19 protein-coding genes are annotated in these 20,298 nt (G+C 37.2%); 10 read left to right on the forward strand and 9 right to left on the reverse strand.

What is annotated here, in order from left to right:
• Positions 1-162: 162 nt before the first annotated feature.
• Positions 163-654, forward strand: coding sequence for a YqiA/YcfP family alpha/beta fold hydrolase (locus C9E89_RS08415; protein WP_107007802.1), 492 nt, complete (start codon positions 163-165; stop codon positions 652-654).
• Between the two features lie 53 nt (positions 655-707).
• Here the strand turns inward: C9E89_RS08415 and C9E89_RS08420 are convergent, their stop codons facing one another.
• On the reverse strand, positions 708-1,244 hold the full coding sequence (locus C9E89_RS08420; RefSeq protein WP_107007803.1) for an adenine phosphoribosyltransferase: 537 nt from the start codon (positions 1,242-1,244) through the stop codon (positions 708-710).
• A 589-nt stretch (positions 1,245-1,833) separates the two neighbouring features.
• Here C9E89_RS08420 and rubA point away from each other — a divergent pair.
• From rubA to oxyR, 4 genes are all read left to right on the forward strand, one after another.
• Positions 1,834-1,998: a rubredoxin RubA gene (gene rubA / locus C9E89_RS08425; RefSeq protein ID WP_065994895.1), complete on the forward strand. Its 165-nt coding sequence runs from the start codon at positions 1,834-1,836 to the stop codon at positions 1,996-1,998.
• Positions 1,999-2,073: 75 nt separating this feature from the next.
• A complete protein-coding gene (locus tag C9E89_RS08430; RefSeq protein ID WP_107007804.1) occupies positions 2,074-3,264 on the forward strand; it encodes an NAD(P)/FAD-dependent oxidoreductase in 1,191 nt (396 codons plus the stop codon).
• A gap of 55 nt (positions 3,265-3,319) precedes the next feature.
• Entirely contained in the window at positions 3,320-4,258 is a 939-nt protein-coding gene (gene estB / locus C9E89_RS08435) for an esterase EstB (RefSeq protein ID WP_107007805.1), read from the forward strand.
• A 13-nt stretch (positions 4,259-4,271) separates the two neighbouring features.
• Complete coding sequence (oxyR, locus tag C9E89_RS08440; protein ID WP_107007806.1) at positions 4,272-5,180, forward strand: LysR family transcriptional regulator OxyR; 909 nt, start codon at positions 4,272-4,274, stop codon at positions 5,178-5,180.
• Positions 5,181-5,262: 82 nt separating this feature from the next.
• Here the strand turns inward: oxyR and ppk1 are convergent, their stop codons facing one another.
• On the reverse strand, positions 5,263-7,338 hold the full coding sequence (gene ppk1 / locus C9E89_RS08445) for a polyphosphate kinase 1 (protein ID WP_107007807.1): 2,076 nt from the start codon (positions 7,336-7,338) through the stop codon (positions 5,263-5,265).
• Positions 7,339-7,463: 125 nt separating this feature from the next.
• Positions 7,464-8,138, reverse strand: a complete 675-nt coding sequence (gene mtgA, locus C9E89_RS08450) for a monofunctional biosynthetic peptidoglycan transglycosylase (RefSeq protein ID WP_107007808.1) — start codon at positions 8,136-8,138, stop codon at positions 7,464-7,466.
• Between the two features lie 75 nt (positions 8,139-8,213).
• Between mtgA and C9E89_RS08455 the strand changes: the two genes are divergently transcribed.
• On the forward strand, positions 8,214-9,023 hold the full coding sequence (locus C9E89_RS08455; RefSeq protein WP_107007809.1) for a rhomboid family intramembrane serine protease: 810 nt from the start codon (positions 8,214-8,216) through the stop codon (positions 9,021-9,023).
• 341 nt (positions 9,024-9,364) lie between these two features.
• Here the strand turns inward: C9E89_RS08455 and C9E89_RS08460 are convergent, their stop codons facing one another.
• Together C9E89_RS08460 and C9E89_RS08465 are read right to left on the reverse strand one after the other, a co-directional pair.
• The gene (locus C9E89_RS08460) at positions 9,365-11,884 is read right to left on the reverse strand and encodes an ABC transporter permease (RefSeq protein ID WP_107007810.1); all 2,520 of its coding nucleotides are present in this window, start codon (positions 11,882-11,884) and stop codon (positions 9,365-9,367) included.
• Entirely contained in the window at positions 11,878-12,630 is a 753-nt protein-coding gene (locus C9E89_RS08465; protein WP_107007811.1) for an ABC transporter ATP-binding protein, read from the reverse strand. The genes C9E89_RS08460 and C9E89_RS08465 overlap by 7 nt, the downstream gene beginning before the upstream one ends.
• Positions 12,631-12,702: 72 nt before the next feature.
• Here C9E89_RS08465 and C9E89_RS08470 point away from each other — a divergent pair, with 72 nt between their 5' ends.
• Positions 12,703-13,290 (forward strand): arylesterase, encoded by a 588-nt coding sequence (locus C9E89_RS08470; protein WP_228199002.1) that lies wholly within the window; start codon positions 12,703-12,705, stop codon positions 13,288-13,290.
• Between the two features lie 46 nt (positions 13,291-13,336).
• On the opposite strand, the gene C9E89_RS08475 is transcribed toward C9E89_RS08470, so the two are convergent.
• Positions 13,337-13,924: a TetR/AcrR family transcriptional regulator gene (locus tag C9E89_RS08475; protein ID WP_107007813.1), complete on the reverse strand. Its 588-nt coding sequence runs from the start codon at positions 13,922-13,924 to the stop codon at positions 13,337-13,339.
• Between the two features lie 152 nt (positions 13,925-14,076).
• Between C9E89_RS08475 and C9E89_RS08480 the strand changes: the two genes are divergently transcribed.
• The gene (locus tag C9E89_RS08480; protein ID WP_107007814.1) at positions 14,077-15,279 is read left to right on the forward strand and encodes an MFS transporter; all 1,203 of its coding nucleotides are present in this window, start codon (positions 14,077-14,079) and stop codon (positions 15,277-15,279) included.
• Between the two features lie 69 nt (positions 15,280-15,348).
• Here C9E89_RS08480 and thrH read toward each other — a convergent pair whose 3' ends face one another.
• Positions 15,349-15,966: a bifunctional phosphoserine phosphatase/homoserine phosphotransferase ThrH gene (gene thrH, locus C9E89_RS08485; protein ID WP_107007815.1), complete on the reverse strand. Its 618-nt coding sequence runs from the start codon at positions 15,964-15,966 to the stop codon at positions 15,349-15,351.
• Between the two features lie 198 nt (positions 15,967-16,164).
• Here thrH and C9E89_RS08490 point away from each other — a divergent pair, with 198 nt between their 5' ends.
• Complete coding sequence (locus C9E89_RS08490) at positions 16,165-16,896, forward strand: phosphoadenylyl-sulfate reductase (RefSeq protein WP_107007816.1); 732 nt, start codon at positions 16,165-16,167, stop codon at positions 16,894-16,896.
• A 183-nt stretch (positions 16,897-17,079) separates the two neighbouring features.
• Positions 17,080-18,471 (forward strand): WS/DGAT/MGAT family O-acyltransferase, encoded by a 1,392-nt coding sequence (locus C9E89_RS08495; RefSeq protein WP_107007817.1) that lies wholly within the window; start codon positions 17,080-17,082, stop codon positions 18,469-18,471.
• 66 nt (positions 18,472-18,537) lie between these two features.
• On the opposite strand, the gene C9E89_RS23270 is transcribed toward C9E89_RS08495, so the two are convergent.
• Positions 18,538-18,711, reverse strand: a complete 174-nt coding sequence (locus C9E89_RS23270; RefSeq protein WP_171405102.1) for a PA1571 family protein — start codon at positions 18,709-18,711, stop codon at positions 18,538-18,540.
• A 128-nt stretch (positions 18,712-18,839) separates the two neighbouring features.
• On the reverse strand, positions 18,840-20,294 hold the full coding sequence (rng, locus tag C9E89_RS08505) for a ribonuclease G (RefSeq protein WP_107007819.1): 1,455 nt from the start codon (positions 20,292-20,294) through the stop codon (positions 18,840-18,842).
• Between the last annotated feature and the right edge of the window lie 4 nt (positions 20,295-20,298).

A 20,298-nucleotide genomic window follows, 5' to 3' on the forward strand; every position in this document is an offset into this window, starting at 1 on the left:
CCAAATAGAAAGTTTTGAAAATTTGTCTTAGACCAAAATCTAACTATTTTTTTTAAACATGATGCGTACAATAATTCAAGAAATAGTTGAAAAGTAAACTATCTATATAATCCACCTATCTTTGCGAATAAAGACAGTTTTAACTGATAAAAGAATATGTATATGTCAAAAATATTATTTATGCATGGATTGGATTCTTCACGAGATTCAACCAAATTCCATGCTTTAGATGCAGCACAAAAATACTGTATTGATATTGATTATCGTAATTTAAATTACGATACCGTGGCACATTTATATCAAGATATTATTCAAAAAATTCAACCTAAAATTATTATTGGTCATAGTTTAGGTGGCTATTGGGCTTTGAAAATGTCACAGTTATTTCGTATTCCTGCGATTATTGCCAATCCAAGTCTACGACCTGACTTTCGTACAGACTATCATCCAATTACAGAACATGATTTAGAACATGACATTCCACAAACAGCTTATATTGAATTAGGCGATGAAATTTTAGATATGTATCAAACATCAAGCATACTTGAATCCTATATGCACGTTGAAATGATGCAAGGTGGACATCATCGTTTGGCACTACCCGAAAACTTAAATCGCATGCTTGAATATATGCAAAAAACATTTTCTATATAAAAAAAGCCTTGTAAAACAATCTTTACAAGGCTTTAATTTTTTGATTCTTTTACTTAAGCAGCAACTTCTGGTTTAGATTGCTCATCTAAAACAGACCAAATATTTAAACCTAAATCACCATGTAAACCTTTTAGATCAAGGAAAATACTGGCACCTAACACCGTATGATTACATTTTGTCATCAGTTGTTTTACGGCTTTTAGTGTTCCGCCAGTTGCTAAAACGTCATCAACAATCATCACTTTTTGTGGCTGAATATCTGCTGACATTTCCAAGCGATCTAAACCATATTCTAAGCTATAGCCCACTCCGACTACAGGAGGTGGTAATTTTCCAGCTTTACGTACCAACAACAAACCTTTGCCTGTACGTTGTGCCAATAAACTTGCCAATACAAACCCACGTGCTTCTACAGCAACAAAGCTATCTACTTCAGCCAATTGCGCTTCTGGAATACTTGCAACTAATGCATCAGTCAAAGCTTCAAGATTTTTCATGAATAGTGGTGTTAAATCATAAAAACAAATTCCAGGTTTTGGAAAATCTTGGACAGTACGAATGTGAGACCACAAAGCTGTAGACTTGTTCATAAAGGGAGACTGTAAAATGAAATAATGCTGATATTCTAGCCTGAACCCTACTTTTTTAAAAGCAACTAACACAATGAAAATAAAATCTATTTTTGTAAGTTATTGAATTTACTCATACCATTTATTTAATAAATATTAGCTATATTTTAGTTGAATATTATTATAATAAAAAACCTAGAGAAACACTCTTAGACCTTGGTCTAAAATGAGAATTTTCCAATTTTCTATAGACACCAACACTTAGGCTATTTACAAATCCAATTTTTTAAATAGATATTTATTATCTTTAAAAAAATTAAATTAAAACAAGAAATGATTAAAAAAATATTAAAAATCCAATGCTCATAAGTATTTTGTCAGACAATCATGCTATAAATTTGCCCAAACAACATTGCTTTTGTCCTACTCTGCCATTCAGCTTTGCAATTAGTTGGGTAAACTCCAATATTTACTTTACATTCGTTATTGAACTGCGTAAAAATTTATTTGAATATGTACCTATTGCAATGCATATCACTAGAGTCAATGTAGTAGCAAGATTTTTGACTGACAGCATACATACGCCATCTGTCAGATTTTGGAGAGTTAGATGAAAAAATATCAATGCATCGTTTGCGGTTGGATTTATGACGAAGCAGAAGGATGGCCGCAAGATGGCATCGCAGCAGGTACAAAATGGGAAGATATTCCTGATGATTGGACATGCCCTGACTGTGGTGTTTCTAAAGCTGACTTCGAAATGGTAGAAGTATAATCGTTACATGAAAAGACCATGTCCACATGGTCTTTTTTACATTATTGATAATATTAAAATAGGATGGAGAATCATATGCAACCAGTCGTCATCGTAGGTTCAGGAATGGCAGGTTATACCCTAGCAAGAGAATTCCGTAAATTAAGCACAGAACAAGAGCTTGTGATGATTTGCGCAGATGATGCGGTGAATTATGCAAAACCCACCCTTTCCAATGCGCTTGTTGGGAAAAAAGCACCTGATCAAATTGGTTTAGGTGATGCTGAAAAAATGGCAACACAACTCAATATGCGGATCGAAAAAGAAACATGGGTTAAATCAATTGATGCAGAAAAACACCAACTCACGCTTGAAAAAGATGGAGAAACCTCTATTCAAGCGTACTCAAAGCTCATTTTAGCTGTCGGTGCAAATCCTATTCGTCTTGCGATTGCAGGTGATGGCAGTGATGATATTCATGTTGTAAACTCTTTGATTGATTATCGTGCATTCCGTGAAAGCTTAGACAATTGTGCAACAGGTGACTGTGCTGATAAACGTGTCGTTATTTTAGGTGCGGGATTAATTGGCTGTGAATTTGCCAATGACTTACAAAATACAGGGCATCAAGTTACAGTGATTGACTTAGCTGCTCAACCTTTAGGTCGTTTATTGCCAAGTCATGTAGCAAACGCATTTAAACAAAATCTTGAAGAATCAGGCATCAAATTTGCGTTAGGCACGACGGTTGAAAAAGTTTCAAAAGCTGATCGTGGTTATGTTATTTCTTTAGCAAATGGTCAATCTCTTGCTGCTGATGTCGTGTTATCTGCAATTGGCTTACAACCTAATCTAAATCTGGCTCAAACTGCCAATATTGCAACCAGTCGTGGCGTGATTACCAACACACTTCTTGAAACCAATCAAGCTGATATCTATGCAATTGGTGACTGTGCAGAAGTCAATGGTAGCTTACTTCCATATGTCATGCCATTAATGCAACAAGCACGTGCATTAGCAAAAACCCTAAGCGGTCAAACAACCAATGTACATTATCCAGCGATGCCTGTGGCTGTAAAAACCCCTGCTGCGCCGCTTACTGTTTTGCCTGCACCTGTAGATGTTGAAGTCACTTGGGACAATGAAGAGTTTGATGATGGTATGTTATCAAAAGCTACAGATACTGAGGGTACTTTACGTGGCTTTGTGCTTTTAGGCGCAACTGCGGGTAAACAACGTTTAGCATTAACCAAACTCGTACCTGACCTGATCCCAGCTTCAGTTTAAAAACGCTTAAATACAGAAGGATATTTTTCAAATATCCTTTTTAGGAAAATAAAAAATGAATAGCGCACTCCAACTACAAAGCTCTCCTTACACATCCTTTATGCAAGAAACCAAAGTCGACTTAGGCAATGGAATACAGTTGCATGTCGAAATGGGGGGAAATCCAGAGCATCCCACAATTTTGCTGATTATGGGTTTGGGTGCGCAAATGCTATTTTGGCCTGATTTTTTTTGTAAATCACTGATTGATCAAGGTTATCAAGTCATTCGTTTTGATAATCGAGATATTGGTTTATCCTCTAAAGTTCGCCATAAAGGTCCACGTTTAAATACCATGAAAATGATGGGGCGTTTTGCTTTTGGTTTACAAAATCAAGGAGCACCCTATAATTTATTTGATATGGCAGATGATGCTGCTTTACTCATTGAGCGCTTAGGACTGGAAAAAATCAACATTATTGGCGCTTCGATGGGCGGGATGATTGCACAAATTTTAGCAGCAAAATATCCTGAAAAAATTGAAAAAATTGGTTTATTATTTACCAGCAATAATCAGCCTTTACTTCCACCACCATTTCCAAAGCAACTCTTTAGTCTAATAGGTAAACCTGAATCACATGATGAAGAAGGTATTATTAATCACTCTCTGAAAGTTTTTAAGACGATTGGTTCACCTGGTTATTTAAATCAAGTCGAAGCAATGCAGACAGCTCGCAAATTATATCAACGTAGTTATCACCCTGCGGGTGTACTTCAACAGTTTTTAGCAATATTATGTACAGGTTCATTGCTTAAATTGGATAAACAAATCCAAAAGCCAACACTCGTTGTACATGGTTCATGTGACCGTTTACTTCCTCCAAGTCATGGACGAGCAGTAGCAAAAGCAATTGAAGGCGCTAAGTTTGAATTAATTCAAGGAATGGGGCATGATATACCACCGCACTTTATTCCCCAGCTTAGTGGTTTATTTGCGCATCACTTTAAATCATAAACATTAGGACACTATGGCTGCATTACCATCCCTAAGACAGCTGTCATATCTAGTAACACTGTCTGAGACGTTGCACTTTACTGAAGCAGCGCGCCGTTCGTTTGTAACTCAATCTACCCTTTCAGGTGGAATCATGGAGTTAGAGCGTTTATTGGGTGGCGTACTCGTTGAACGTGATCGCCAAAATGTACGTTTAACCCCTCTAGGTGAACAAGTTGTCGCTCGAGCCCGTGTTCTACTCGCCGATGCTCAAGACTTAATGCGTTTGAGTCGTGAAATGAGTGAGCCTCTCACAGGTGATTTGCATCTTGGCATTATTCCAACAATTGCGCCTTTTATTCTTTCACAATTGTTAGAGGAAGTGCATAAGCAACTACCAAAAATTCAATTGCATTTGCATGAAGCTCAGAGTGAAAAAATTGTAGAAAAACTTGAACATGGTAATTTGGACATGATCATGTTGGCTCTACCTTTTGATACTCGCGGTTTAAAAGTCGCAGAGATTGCAAAAGAGAGTTTATTTTTAGTTTGCAACAAAGCAGATCAAAATGCTCTCAATGCACGCTCATTAGACGATTTAGATCTCTCTCACTTGATGCTTTTAGAGGAAGGTCATTGTTTACGTGACCATACTTTAAGTGCCTGCCCGATTGGCGAGCGTAAAAATGATCATCGTTTAAAAGCGAGCTCATTACCTACACTCGTAGAAATGGTCAATTCAAACTTAGGTTTTACATTATTGCCTGAAATTGCTGTACATACGCATATGTTAAAAAGCAATGATCAGTTAGTCACTAGACCTATTGAGAATGCCCCTGCTCGTACACTTGCTTTAGTCACACGTAAAAGCACGCCATTACAAAGTGAGTTTGATGTATTGGTACAAATTTTACAGAAAATCATTGCTGTTGAATTGCACTGATTTTAAATTTATTTTTATGTTAAAAATAGAATATCAGTAATAAAAAATGGAGCCTTATGACTCCATTTTTTATGCTTTAATTTTATTTAAAAGCATCAATCAAAACTTGTTGTGCATTATGTAAGGCTTCGCCTTCTTTCGGTTCAGCGCGCACCCATGTCCCATCCCCTTGCAATAACCATGCTTGTTGATTGTCTTGCAAATAGTTCAGTAAACCCTGTTGATAAATTCGTTTTTTCAAAGCAGGATCTTCGATTGGGAAGCAAACTTCAACGCGATTAAATAAGTTGCGATCCATCCAGTCAGCACTTGAACAATAAATACGTGGGTTGCCATTATTACCAAAGCAATAAACACGCGTATGCTCTAAAAAACGCCCTACAATTGAACGTACACGGATATTTTCAGATAAATTTGGTAAGCCTGGACGCAGACAACAAATTGAACGAATAATTAAATCAACTTGTACCCCAGCTTGCGATGCTTCATAAAGTTTGTTAATAAGCTGAACTTCAGTTAATGCATTCACTTTGACAATAATCTGTGCAGGCTTTCCTGCTTTTGCATTGGCAATTTCTTCATCAATATAAGCAACGAGTTGCGCATGTAACGTAAACGGCGCATGTAAAAGTTTCTTCAACTTTGCCATTTTACCCATTCCAGTTAACTCTTGGAAAATACGATGCACATCTTCACACAGCTCTTTATCTGTAGTGAGTAAGCCATAATCGGTATAAATACGTGCATTGGTCGCATGATAGTTTCCTGTGCCTAAATGCACATAACGAACGAGTTTATTATTTTCACGGCGTACCACCAAAATCATTTTGGCATGGGTTTTATAACCCACAATACCATAAACCACCACTGCCCCAGCTTCTTGCAAAACATTTGCAACGGCAATATTTGACTCTTCATCAAAACGTGCACGTAACTCAATTACAGCGGTCACTTCTTTACCATTACGAGCAGCTTCAGCAAGCACTTGTACAATTTCAGAGTCTGCACCACTACGGTATAACGTTTGTTTGATCGCTAACACTTGTGGATCACGTGCAGCTTCACGCAATAGGTTGATGACTGGGGCAAAAGATTCAAACGGATGATGCAAAAGAATGTCTTGCTTTTGCATTGCTGCAAAAATATTTTCTGTCTTTTTTAATACTTTAGGAATCGCAGGAATATGTGCATCATAGCGCATATGTGGGCGTTTAAAATTTGAAACCAAACGCGCCAAATTGACAGGTCCATCAACTTTATAAAGTTGTTCTTCTTCTAAATCAAACTCATCTAGCAAATATTCGTAAATATGTTTTGGGCAATTTTCAGTGACTTCCAGACGCACTGCACGACCAAAACGACGAGAGCTTAATTCACCTTTTAATGCTTTTGCTAAGTCTTCTACATCCTCATTTAATGCCAAATCAGCATTTCGTGTGACACGGAATTGATAACAACCCGTTGCCGTCATCCCAGGGAAAAGGTCAGAGACATGTTCATGAATAATGGCAGACAACATGACAAAATGTTCTTTTCCACCTGTTAACTCATCAGGCAAACGCACTACACGTGGTAAAGAGCGTGGTGCAGGAACAACAGCAAGATCAATTTGACGACCGAAAGCATCTTTTCCTTCAAGTGTCACAATAAAGTTTAAACTTTTATTGACTAAGCGTGGAAATGGATGCGCAGGATCGAGACTAATTGGAGTTAAAACAGGTGCTACTTGTTCTTGGAAGTATTTTTTAATCCATGCTGATTGGGCTGGTGTTAACTCGCCACGGCGTAGAAAACAAATATCTTCTTCACGTAATTTTGGAAAAATTTCTTCATTTAAAATACGATATTGACGCTCAATCGCAGCATGTGCAGTTTTAGAAATAGATTCTAAAACTTGTTTTGGTGTTAAGCCATCAGGACTACGACTTTCATTGCCTAATGTTAACTGTTCCATCACCCCAGCAACACGAATTTCAAAAAACTCATCCATATTACGTGAAAAAATTAATAGAAAATTCATCCGATCTAATAGAGGATGTAAAGGGTCAACCGCTTGTTCTAATACACGTAAATGAAAATCTAAAATAGATAATTCACGGTTAATATAGCGTTCATTATAAGTATATTCAGCTGGAGTATTATTTACTGCGCTATTCATGCAATTCGCCTGCATTTAAAAATCTTTCTATTAGTATGCTTCAATTTTGTGACAATTTCATAAAAAAAAGCGCAAAAAATGCACTTTCCTCTCATAAAAAATACTTTATTTACATATTTTTATCTTTAGTCAGGAATCCGTGTTGCGCGCATATATTTCAAAATAAGTCCTTTACGATAATTGAGCTTACGATCTTCAGGATGTTCTTGATAATACTTCGGGTTCGTCAAAATAGCAGCTAAAAATGCAGCTTGTTCACGTGTTAAGCTTTTTGCACTTTTGCCATAATAATGTCGCGTTGCAGCTTCAACCCCATAAATATGATCGCCAAATTCAACCGAATTCATATAGACTTCTAAAATCCGTTGTTTCGACCACATGCGCTCCATCATAATGGTTGCAATGGTTTCTTGTCCTTTTCGAATATATGAACGGCGATTATAAAAGAATAAGTTTTTTGCGAGTTGTTGTGAAATGGTTGAGCCACCTGCAACAACTTTTTCTTTTTTCATATTGCGTTCTAGTGCGTTTTCAATACCATCCCAGTCAAAACCATGATGATCCACAAACTTAGCATCTTCCGCAGCAACAATGGCATGTTTAAAATTATCACTAATTTCATCATAATTTCGCCACTGATGTTGAATCGGTTTAAAATCTGATAAATAAGTCCAACGCATAAACATGGTCGTCTCAACATCATGCGTACGCCAATAGACCAAACTCGAGAAAATCCAAAGTTGAATCATAATAAGAATACTGACAATGATTAACAAAGTTCGAACAATAAAGGCTTTCATGTCAGTACCTTACTCCTGAATTTTTTAAAATTCATGCTAAGCTTAAATAAATAAGAATGCACAGAATATAATGTTATGTCAGAAATGCAACAACCTTTCCAAGTTGAACCCCGTCAGCCGATCGGAAAAATCACCTTATTCCTGATTATCATCAATGTGAGCTTGTTTGCTTGGCAAATTCTTTCAGGTGTGAGTATTACTGACCCAACAACTTTAGATGCCTTACGTTGGGGTGCGGATTATGCACCTTTAACCTTTTTAGAGGAACCCTACCGTTTATTTAGCAGCATGTTTTTTCATTTTGGCTTAATGCATTTAGGCTTTAATATGTGGGCATTATATATTTTTGGCGATGTCGCAGAAAAAACCTTTGGCAAATTTTATTTTCTTGGGCTATATCTACTTGCTGGCTTGATGGGTAGTTTGCTCAGTGGCTATCTGGATATTCGCAATAGTTATGCTTTGTTGCAACATGCTGACCCAAGCTTAATTCCTCGTGTTTCTGCGGGTGCATCTGGCGCAGTCATGGGATTAGGAGGAGCTTTAACCTTACTGTCTCTTTTCCCTCCTACAGCAACACAAAGATTTATTTTAGATAAAAAATCGCTGTTAACAATTTTAGCTGTCAACCTTGCCTTTGGTTTCTTTACGTCTGGCATCAATAATGCTGCACATATTGGTGGCATGATTATGGGTGCTGTTTTGGCATTGTTATGGTATTTCACTCAGCGTCAGCAAGCCAAGCCAATGTTGAATTTCGTCATTTTAATTATTGGACTCGTGATGACTTATAGCTTCTATTTATATTGTCAACACTTGGTTGAGCCACTGACTCCTCTTTGGCAAGAAGCTGTAGCACAAATGCGTAGTCAGTTAAATTTTTAAATTCATTAGACAAAATACGCATTCCTATTTAAAAATTTGCTTGAGTTTCAAAAAGTATACCAAGACATTTCATATTAGATTTTAATTAATCTACAAAATTGAACTTAACGGAGTGGTACTATCGCAGGCGACATGGATGTTGCCGTTGGGTAAGGGTGATAGGGACATCCCCTTTACCCAACAAAGGATTTTTGTTACTTTTTATCCTTAAAAAGTAAGATGTTGCCTACGCAAATGAGTTTGAATTTTGCAATATAAATGGGGCATTGCAAAATGATACTTTTACGAGTTACTTCAATAATCAAATTCGCATACATTTGAAAACACTACCAAAAAATTTATTAGCTTAATTCTCGCAAACTTTGTAAAGGCGGAATCTCTGATAAATAACTCAAACGATAACGTCCAATCAAAGCACATAACACAGCCATGACGAGCGGTAGCATTAACCAGATCTCCCAATGCAACTGCACAGCCATCTCCATACGATAACTCACAATCGCACTGATCACTTCTGCAAAAATACAAGCAACAAGTCCTGACAATAAACCAATCAAGCCGATCTCTAAACTCATCATATTTTTCAGTTGTCGTTTAGAACTTCCAAAAGAACGTAACAAAGCCACTTCTCTTTTTCGTTCATCCATCAACAAATTGATACAGGCGATCAAAACTAAAAAACCTGAAAGACTGACTAAAGCTGCCAGTACCGTGACAATTTGCACCAAAACTGAAACTAAGCGTTTAATTTCATCAAAAATCAAAGAAACATCAATAAAAACAGTATTGGAAAATTGTTGAATTAAACTGACCATTTTGGTTTTTTCAGTGGGCGGCACATAAAAACTTCCTAAATAACTACCTGCATTTTCATCCAAAGTTTTTGGTGTAAAAATAAAGAAAAAATTTGGACTAAAGCTTTGCCATTCAACTGTACGTAAGTTAACAACCTGCGCTTGTAAACGTCCTTCAGGCAAAGTAAAAGTCAGACGATCACCAATTTTAATACCTAATTCTTCAGCCAATTTTGCTTCAACAGACACTTGTCCAACTTGACTCAGTTTTGCCTCACCTGAAACAATCACATTATCTTGTGGATATTGATCTGTCTGCGTAAGGTTTAACTCTCGTCGCAATGAATTACTTTTTTTCACCAATTCTTCAGAAAAAGCCTGATCATTTTTGGCAACTAAACGTCCTTTTACATTGGGATATAAAGGGGTACTTTTCCAGTGCTGTTGTACTAGTTGTTGCTTAAATGCATCAAGTTCAAAAGGTGGCAAACCATAAATAAATTGATTGGGTGTACCTTCTGGCAATTGTTGTTGCCAACGCTCTAACAAATCCGTTCTAAGTACCGCCAAAACGGTAATCAGACTTAAACCTAAAGCTAAAGCAGTAATTTGTAATGCAGTTTGCGACGGTGAACGCACATAAGCAGACAGTTGATTCCGCATTGATTTTATAGCTTTTAAGATCATCCAAACCACTGCATATAAAACAGCAGTCAAGCTAATTACCGCTCCCATCACCAGCCCAGTCAGCATGATATTTTCTGTTAGAACTAGACTGAAAATAATTAAACTGATGATGCCAAATGACATCATCAAAGCCATGGAGCGAGCGGATTTTTCTTGTTGACGAATCACACGAATCGGTGGTGTATTGAGCAACTGCCATAGACTTGGCAAAATAAAACCAATTAAAACAATCGCACTGGTAAAAATCGCAATCGGCAATGGACCAATTAACATTTGTAGCAACGAAAATTGCAACTCTAAACTCGGGATCATCTGCAACATTAATTGCAATAATGAATAGCCCAAAACCAACCCCAAAACACTACCAATCAACATTGCAATCAAAATCACAACTGCAAGCAAAGCCAAGTAAGTTCGGAAAATTTGACCCTTACTCGCACCGACACAACGTAACAAAGCAATATGATCTTGGTTCTGTTGCACATAACGTTGACTGGTCAAAGCGATAGCTAAACCACACAGTAAAATTGTTAAAATGTTGGCAAGTTGGAGAAAAGTATCTAAATTTTCAATCGGTTTAAGCAGTCGTGTATTGCCCTCTTCTGCACTGCGCAGTCTTAAATTACTTTGATCTTCAGTCTCATTTGCATTATTTTGCAGCATTTGAGCAGACTGGTTGGTTTGTGTATCACTTTGTGAACTTGTATCTTGTTTTTCTTGAGCTTTAAATTGTTTAAAATGCTGTTGATATTGAGCAATTGCAGATTCATCACCACTGAGCAAAAGCCGATATTCAATTCGACTGCCAATTTGAACTGCATTAGTTTGTGCAATGTCAGCTTGGTGAATGATGACTGTCGGTGAAAATGCAGAAAAACCGAGTTCTTGATTCGAGTCATGCGCAATGATGCCTGTGACTTTAAAATGCCCATCAGCAATTTGGACTGAATCGCCCACATTGACCTTAAGTAATTCTTGTGCGCGTTTACTGAGCCAGATCCCGCCTTTCTGTAATTGTTGTGCAGGCTGAATTTTTAAATCACCACGCAAAGGAAATGTACCATCAATCGCCTTGACATTGACCATGACAAATTGATCATGCGTTGAAGCCATTGAACCAAACATCGTGACATGTGACTGCTTTAATTTTAATTCATTTGCCGACTCAAGCCACTTAGACTCAATTGGATTTGTATCACTTAATACCAAATCTGCGGCTTGCATTTTTGCCGCTTGTAAGGTCACTGCCTGTTGTACTTGATCATTGCTAAACTTTAAAGCAGTCGTCGCACTGATTGCCAAACTCAAAGCGATAATTAATAAGTAAATCCCTGAATTGGCAAAACTCTGTCGTAATAAAGGCTTAAATAAACTCAACATGAGACAGCCTCAACGTGTGAATGTTGTTGATGCTCAATCAATTGCCCATCTTTAAGTTCAAAGTGACGTTGGCATTGCTTGGCTAAATCAGCATCATGCGTGACTAAAACTAAAGTTGTTCCCATTTCTTGATTTAACTCAAACAATAACTGTTCAATTTCTTGTGCAGTATGTGCATCTAAATTGCCTGTCGGTTCGTCCGCAAAAATAATTTTAGGTGCTGAAATCAACGCTCGTGCAATCGCAACGCGTTGCTGTTCTCCACCTGACAACACTTTAGGTGTTTGCTGACTTTGTCGTTCCAAACCAACTTTTACCAATAGTTTCAGTGCTTTTTGTTCAGCATCGGCATAGTGAAAATCTGGCTGTAAACGCAAAGGCAACATGACATTTTCAAGTGCAGATAAATGTGGCAATAATTGAAAAGACTGGAAAACAAAACCTATATGTTTTAAACGTACCAATGCGCGTTGTTCTTCATTTAAATGCGTGACAGACTCACCACACACAGTTAATTGCCCTGAACTGGCTTGGTCTAGAGTGGCAAGGATTCCCAATAATGTTGATTTACCTGAACCTGAACGCCCAGTAATTGCGACTTGCTCGCCTGCTTGAATATTGAGATTTAAATTTTCAAAAATTGTAAGTGTTTGATGTGGAAGTTCAATCTTTTGTGTAAGTTGCTGTGCAGAAATGATCCCTTGTGGCATGATGGGAGAAGTTGAATTATCTTGAACCTTAGACATCATAAAGTACCCTATATGCATATCAAAAAATTGTTAAATTTGAAAATGATGAAAAAATTAACTCATTGTTTAATGTTTAGCATGATCTGTCTGTTACCTGTTAGTAGTTTTGCAAAAAGCATCATGATTTTGGGTGATAGTTTGAGTGCAGGCTATGGCATCAACCCGCAACAAGGTTGGGTCACTTTATTGCAACAGCGTCTTAATCAACAATTTCCAAAGCAACATAAGGTGATCAATGCCAGTGTCAGTGGAGAAACCACCAGTGGTGCTTTGGCTCGTCTACCTAAATTATTGCAAACACATCAGCCGAATATTGTAGTGATTGAACTGGGTGGAAATGATGGTTTACGCGGTCAACCACCACAAATGATTCAGAAAAACTTGGCACAAATGATTCAACAAAGTCAAAAAACCAAAGCCACTGTGATCTTATTGGGCATGAAAATCCCGCCAAATTATGGCACTGCGTATAGCACCGCATTTGAAAATAATTACAAAGTATTAAGTCAGCAATACAAAGTAAAAATGCTTCCTTTCTTTATGAATGGAATCGCAGGAAATAAAAGTTTGATGCAAAAAGATTTGATTCATCCTAATGCAGTTGCTCAGAAAATTTTACTTGATAATGCCTACCCACTGATAAAAGCTGCGCTGTGATTATTATTTTTGAATAATTCTTCGCTATCCATTGGCTTTATTGAAATCACATTTGATCCTGAGTTTGCAACAACGTTGCAAATGCAAATAGACGTGCCAATAAATGATGAACATAAGCTAATTCAACTTCTTGTTCTGTAAATAAAATTCGATGTAACAAAGGTGCAATCACAATTTCAACAATCAATGAATTATCAATGGTTAACTCATTACGTTGCAACGCACGTACTTGAATCACATCCAATTGCTGAATTAAAAAGCTATAACATTTTCTCGCCAAAGGTGAATCAGTTGAAGCTAAAATATCACTCAACATACTACGCCCAACCGCAGAAGCATATTCTTCAATATATTGCTCAACCCAAGCATAGAGATCTTGTTTAAAACTGCCCAAATCTTCAGGCATGCTGTCTGGATGTAAATGATTAAAAGCAACGTCAGCAAGTAATTGGGATAAATCACCCCAACGCCGATAAATGGTTGAAGGTGTCACGCCTGCACGAGCAGCAATCATTGGCACGGTCAATTCTGATGAATCATGTTCCTTCAATAAAGTCTGAACAGTCTCATGTACTGCTGTTTGAATCCGAGCACTTCGCCCACCAGAACGTAAACCTGTAACAACTTTTGTCATATGCAAATCACTACAAATTTATAAATAAAACCAGATCAAATACTTAGATGTTTTTTGCAATTATTTTAAAAAACACACTAAAGCTAAATATTTGCGTTTAAGCCAAAATACGTTATAAAAGCAATTAAATTGCTTTTGCATGTGGCTTGATTATGAACAATTCTAATTTTAATCGTCAAGTGACTTCCTTTCAGCTCTCACCGCAAACTGCACTATATACGCATACTTTTACGCTCATGATTTTTATGGCTGCATCAAGTGCACCGACACCTTTGTATCGCCTTTATCAGCAACATTTTCATTTTTCTCCTGTTTTACTTACTTTAATTTTTGCCACTTATGCTTTTACTTTATTGGCTACATTATTGATCGCAGGCTCACTCTCAGACTATATCGGACGTAAACCTGTTATTTTTCTTGCATTGATTTTAGAAATCATTGCAATGATGATTTTTTATTCAGCTTTTAATATTGAAATGCTATTCTTTGCACGTGCAATACAAGGCATCGCGACAGCTCTCGCAGCTTCAACATTTGGAGCAGCTCTGCTCGACTTAAGTAAAATCCATGGTGCTCTGATCAATAGTATTTCACCAATGCTTGGTATGGCAGCAGGGATGTTTCTCACGTGTCTAATGCTTCAATTTTCAACATATCCGCTTTTACTGATTTTTGAAATTTTCATTTTGCTATTTACTTCAAGTCTTTGTATCGCATATTTTAGCCCTGAAACCGTTGAACGCCGCATTGGTGCATTGGCATCACTAAAACCTAAACTCACGCTTCCACCACAAGCAAAAAAAGCGCTATTCATCGTCAGCCCTGTAAATATTGCAATTTGGATGGTCAGTGGCTTTTTCTTATCCTTAATGCCTTCTTTATTAGCACTTTCTTTTCAAAATCCAAGTGTTTGGTTAAATGGCATGATGTTCATCACGCTCACTGTTTCAGGTGCCATTGGAATTTTATGTTTACGGCAAGCCAGAAATTTATCTATTCTTCTTACAGGTGCATTTAGCCTTATTTTGGGTGCAAGTATCATCCTCATCGGTATTCATCAAACTCAAGCCAGTTTATTATTTTTAGGTGCATGCATTACAGGAATCGGTTTTGGTACAGGTTTTATGGGGGCAATCCGTACTGTGATGCCACTCGCTCAACCTGAACAGCGTGCAGGTCTAATGGCTACTTTTTTTGTCGAAAGTTATTTGGCATTTAGCATTCCTGCAATCATTGCAGGCTACTTTGCCAACCACATCGGTTTGTTGTCTACTGCGAGTATTTATATTGCACTGATTATTTTCTTATCGAGTATTGGTATCATTTTTAGTGTAAAAAATAAAAAACATATATGAAAATCAGAGATATAAAAAAAGACGCCGAAACGCCTTTTTTCGTTTTCACTACTTAAATTTTAAAATCACTTAAGCAGGGATATCACGTACTGAAGCACTACGAATCGCTTCTTTCAAAGCTGCATAACCATGAATCGGTGGGAATTGTGGGAATTCACGAATCACATTTTCAGGCGCATCAAATAAGAAACCTTTGTCTGCTTCACCGAGCATTGTAGTATCGTTATAAGAATCACCTGCTGCGATCACACGATAATTCAAACCATGTAATGCTTTTACAGCTTCACGTTTTTGGTCTGGTTGACGTAGTTTATACGCTGTAATCATGCCATTTTCGTCAGTTTCTAATTTATGACAGAAAATTGTTGGCCAACCCAATTGTTGCATTAATGGATGAGCGAACTCATAGAAAGTATCTGACAAAATGATCAGTTGAAAATGTGTACGCACCCATTCAACAAACTCTTTTGCACCTTCAAATGGTCCCATGTCTGCGATCACAGCTTGAATATCATTCAAACCTAAACCGTGTTGTTTAAGAATATTTAAACGTTGTGTCATTAACACATCGTAGTCTGGAATATCACGAGTGGTTGCTTCTAATTCTTTAATGCCCGTTTTTTTAGCAAAATTGATCCAGATTTCTGGAACCAAAACACCCTCAAGATCAAGACAAACGATTTCCATGAGTTTTCCCTAATTTCAGTTTAAAATTTTGGCAGTATCATAGCATTAAAGTTTGACGATTTTGCTGAAAGTTTATAAATCTATTTTCTTCATAACCATAGGAATTAAATTGCTAAGTGAGCTAAACTATTTACATTAAAATGAAAACATTCTGAAAAATTTATATATATAGCTTCAAGCTAAAGCCAGAGGCACATCATGACCGTTATTCCTAGCATTGACCATGTCGATGCACTTGCCGCAGAATATGCAGACAAATCACCTTCTGAAATCCTTGCCCTTGCCCTTGCCCAAGAAGGTGAAATCGCGATCTCCTTCTCAGGTGCTGAAGATGTCGTATTGATTGACATGGCACATAACCTAGGTAAACCTTTTCGTGTCTTTAGCTTAGATACAGGACGTTTACACGCCGAAACTTATCAATTCCTTGAAACTGTACGTAAGCATTATGGTATTCAAATTGAAATCTGTTTTCCTGAAGCTGAAGTTGTACAAAAGTTAGTGAATGAAAAAGGCTTATTTAGCTTTTATCAAGATGACCATAAAGAGTGTTGCGGTATCCGTAAAGTTCAGCCATTGCGCAAAAAACTTGCAACTTTAGATGGTTGGATCACAGGACAACGTAAAGACCAAAGTCCAGGTACACGTACTGAAATTCCAGTGATTCAAGCTGATGCAGGATTTTCTGGCGAAGGTAAACAACTGATCAAATACAACCCTTTGGCAAATTGGTCGAGTGCAGATGTTTGGAATTATATTCGCATGATGGAAATTCCATATAATCCATTGCATGAAAAAGGCTTTACTTCAATTGGCTGTGAGCCATGTACTCGTGCAGTTTTACCCAACCAACATGAACGTGAAGGTCGTTGGTGGTGGGAAGAAGCAACCCATAAGGAATGTGGTTTACATGCAGGTAACTTAAAATAAGCCGCATGCATATTGGTAAAAAAAAGTCACTCTATTTAGTGGCTTTTTTATTCACTAATCATTCATTAAAATGCTTGGATTTTATCCATTAAATCGTTCTATACTTACTTCTAGGTTATAATTCTAAAACTCAACACTCATGTGCGAGTTGTTGTAAAAATTGCAGTGAGGCAATCCAGAATCATGCGTCCTTTACATCCAATAGATTTTATTTTTTTAAATTTAGAAAAACGTCAACAACCTATGCATGTGGGTGGATTGTTTTTATTTGAAATCCCAGAACATGCACCCTCTACATTTATTCAAGATTTAGTTGCAGATATTCGTAATTCTAAATCTATTCCTGTTCCCCCTTTTAATAACCGTTTAAGTGGATTATTTTGGGATGAAGACGAAGAGTTTGATATTGACCATCATTTTCGCCATATTGCCTTGCCACATCCTGGACGTATCCGTGAACTTTTAGTATACATTTCACAGGAACATAGTGCCTTAATTGATCGTGCAAAGCCTCTTTGGACGTGTCATATCATCGAAGGTATTGAAGGCAATCGTTTCGCGATGTATTTTAAAATCCATCACGCCATGATTGATGGCGTTGCGGGTATGCGTTTATTAGAAAAATCTTTTTCTAAAGATCCAAACTCTAAAACGATTGTACCGCCTTGGTGTATTGAAGGAAAACGTGCCAAACGCTTAAAAGCACCTAAAGTCAGTAAAATTAAAAATATTTTATCAACAATTAAAGGGCAAATTGAGGTCACGCCTAAAGTTACCCAAGAACTGTGTCAAACTATTTTTAAAGAAATGGGAAAAAACCCAGATTATGTTTCTAGCTTTCAAGCACCAAGTAGTTTATTTAATCAACGGGTAAGTTCTTCTCGCCGTTTTGCTGCTCAATCTTTTGAGCTTAATCGTTTTAGAGATATTTCTAAAGCACTCAATGTCACCATTAATGATGTGGTTTTAGCTGTCTGTTCTGGTGCATTACGTGAATATTTAACTACACAAAACGCTTTACCTAGAAAACCATTAATTGCGATGGTACCTGCTTCGCTACGTGATGATGATTCTGATATGAGCAATCGCATCACGATGATTTTAGCAAATCTTGGTACACATAAAGAAAATCCTTTAGAGCGCTTAGATATTATTAAACGCAGTGTACAAAATGCAAAAAATCGTTTTAAACGCATGAATGCAAATCAAATTTTAAATTATAGTGCTTTTGTTTATGGTGCGGCAGGTTTAAATATCGCTTCAGGTATTTTACCTCGACATCAAGCCTTCAATGTCATTATTTCAAATGTCCCTGGACCACGAGAGCCACTCTATTGGAATGGTGCAAAACTCGATGCCATGTATCCTGCTTCTATTGTCTTAGATGGTCAGGCTTTAAATATTACGATGACCAGTTATTTGGATAAACTAGAGGTTGGCTTAACAGGTTGTCGTAGAGCTTTGCCAAAAATGCAAAATTTATTGACACATTTAGAAGATGAAATTCAAAGGTTTGAACATTTGATTGATCGAACAGATCACTTGGAAGATATTGCCAACTCTGAGTTAGCTTAAATCATTTTGAGATCAATATTTTTTAACAAATACCAAGAAAAGAATTAAGGGGCGATAATCTGCCCCTTAATTTTTAACATTTCGACACTGATTTAACAGCTCATGACACATATTAACCACCATATCTTTGGTGATTTTTACTTCTTGACCATTGTCATCCAACATCACACATGTATTTTTCGGTTGATTTTCTAATACATGATTCATGTTACGTGTAATTACTTGTTCAGTTGCGCTCATTTTAACCTCACTTGCTAAGACCATAAAGGGAGAAAGTCTTTGGCTACCTTCAAATCTAGTATTGTAAAATCAGCGCAAAAAGTAAAATTTTAGATGTAACAACTGTTTAACGATATCCTGTTACAAAATTAGCTCAGAATGATATCGTATTGCTCTTGCGTGTATAAATTTTCGACTTGGAACTTGATTACACGACTAATAAAATGCTCTAAATCCGCCACAGCTGGTGCTTCCGCCGTCAGTAAACGATCTATTACCGATGGGTGTGCAATCACAGTAAAACCACTTTGTGACTCATAGGCACGTGCATATCTCAAAATTTCCCGAAAAATTTCGTAACACACTGTCTCTGCTGTTTTTACATAACCACGACCTTGACAAGTTGGGCAAGATTCACAAAGTAAATGTTCAAGCGATTCACGTGTACGTTTACGTGTCATTTCAACCAAACCCAGTTCTGATACTTGGGTAATTTTGGTTTTAGCATGATCACGTTCAAGCATTTTCTCGAATTGTGTCATGACCTCATCACGGTGCTGTACTTCTTGCATGTCGATGAAATCAATAATAATAATACCACCCAAATTACGCAGTCTAAGCTGACGTGCAATAACTTGTGTGGCTTCCATATTGGTTTTAAAAACAGTGTCCTCAAGTGTGCGCCCACCCACATAAGAACCCGTGTTGATATCTATTGTGGTCATCGCCTCGGTCTGATCTATCATCAGATAACCACCAGACTTCAATGCAACCCGTGTTTGCAATGCCTTTTGAATATCTTCTTCGACATTATATAAATCAAATAATGGACGTTCACCTGGATAATGCAATAAGCGACTTTGCATGGTAGGCACAAATTCATTGACAAATTCTTGTAACTTCCCATGAATTTCACGTGAATCTACATAAATTTTTGCAGTATTTTCATTTGCCAAATCACGAATCACACGCTGCGGTAATGGAAGCTCTTCAAAAATCAGTGAAGGTACAGCAATAATTTTTTGTTTTTTCTGAATATATTCCCAAAGCTTTGCTAAATAAGCCATATCTTGTGCAATTTCTGCTTCATCCACACCTTCTGCTGCAGTACGCACAATAACGGAACCAGGAAGTTTATGCTCAGCTTGAATACGCTCAATCATTGAACGTAAACGATCACGCTCACCTTCTGACTCAATGCGCTGTGATACACCAATATGATGCCCATACGGCATTAAAACCAAGTAACGTGAGGGAATTGAAAGATCAGTGCTCAGCCGTGCACCTTTTGTCCCCAACATATCTTTCATTACTTGAACAGTCAGAATTTGCCCTGTGTGTAATAACTCAAAGACATTGGGTGTAGGTTGGTTGCGTTGCCAAACCATATCATTAATATGTAAAAATGCTGTACGAGACAGTCCAATATCGACAAAAGCGGCTTGCATTCCGGGTAAAACACGTACCACTTTTCCCTTATAAATATTGCCTACAAGACCACGTTTTACTGTACGCTCAACAAATAACTCATTGACTGTACCATTTTGGATTAGCGCCACCCGACATTCCATAGGGGTGACGTTAATCAATAACTCGTCAGACATAACA

Origin of the sequence: Acinetobacter sichuanensis (assembly GCF_003024515.2) — a bacterium.
GTDB classification, from domain to species: Bacteria; Pseudomonadota; Gammaproteobacteria; order Pseudomonadales; family Moraxellaceae; genus Acinetobacter; species Acinetobacter sichuanensis.